This is a genomic window from Leisingera sp. F5, from assembly GCF_001593695.1.
In genome coordinates, this window is sequence record NZ_LUKH01001097.1 from 1 (window position 1) to 1,281 (window position 1,281).

1 protein-coding gene is annotated in these 1,281 nt (G+C 64.2%); it reads left to right on the top strand.

Features of this window, described 5'->3' with window-relative positions:
• Window positions 1-149: 149 nt before the first annotated feature.
• The coding region (locus tag A2I95_RS39205) for a hypothetical protein (RefSeq protein ID WP_291737762.1) at window positions 150-1,281 on the top strand (1,132 nt) is incomplete at its 3' end.

The following is a 1,281-nucleotide window of genomic DNA, read 5'->3' on the forward strand; positions in this document are numbered from 1 at the left end:
GCGCGAGGACGTCCTGTTTGCCGTCGGCGGCTTTGCCTTCTTCCTGACGATGGCAGCCGGGACAATCCTGATCTGGGGGCCGCGCAATGTCCTGCAATTTTACTGAATCGGTGCCCGCCCCGGCGCAAAACCGCATTGGAAATGCTGACATGAACGGCATCAGCCTGCCACAGCGCGACCAGCTGCTGCTCCGCTTCTTTGCCTGCCTGGAGGAACACGGCGTCTCATATTGCGTGCTGTCCGGCCTGTCTGCACAGAACCCGGAGTATGATCTGGACGTGGATATCTCTGCCGCCCCCGCCGACAGTGCCCTGATCGCCAGGCTTGTGCGGGCATTCGCGCGCGATAACGATCTGCTGCTGCTGTTTGATATCTGGTCCGGCACCTGCAGCCGCGCCTATACCCTGGTTCAGCGCGGCAGCGCCGGGCGGGTGATGCTGAAGCTGGACATCATGGCGGGTTACGGCTCCTTCAGCACCGGCGAAGTTCTGCGCCACGCGGAACTTGCCCGCAACAGGGTCAATAACGGCATGTTCTGGAGCCTGTCGCCGCAATCAGAGCTGGCCTATCTGGCAGTCCGCCATGTGCTGAAGAACGACAACCGGTCCTACCGCGCCGAACGGATCCGGGAGCTGCAGGGCACCCAGGACATGGGCGCCTTCAAATCCGCCTTTGCGCCCGTCATTCTTGACGCGGTCAAGGCCGCAGCGGCAGATCAGCTGCCGCAAAAGGGAACCACGCTGCGACGGCAGCTGGCGCGCTATGGCCGGGCGCGCATGGGCCTGCGCAGGCGGCTGGCGGCCGGGGCGCAGGAGATCCGCCGACGGGCACAGCGGATCCGGCAGCCGGTGGGCTGCAGCATTGCGTTTCTGGGGCCGGACGGCTCTGGCAAATCCACCCTGATCTCTGCGCTGCACAAAAACCTGTCACCGGTGTTTCACGGCGTGACCCTGCTCTACTGGCGGCCCCGGCTGCTGCCAACGCCGGGACGGCTCAAATTCTGGAACCCGGCGCCCGAAAAGCAGGAAAACCCCAACCCGCACGATGTTGTGCCGCATGGGCGCGCGGTGTCGCTGGCGCGGCTGCTCTACTTTGCCTGCGATTACATCCTGGGGCATTTCCTAGTGGTCCTGCCCCGGATGATCCGCAAGGACCTGGTGATTTTCGACCGGTTCCTCAACGACATCCGCCTTGACCAGCTGCGCTACCGCATGGCGGTTCCGGCGCGGCTGCTGCGGCTGATCGAACGTCTCGCGCCCAAGCCGGACATCATCTTTGCGT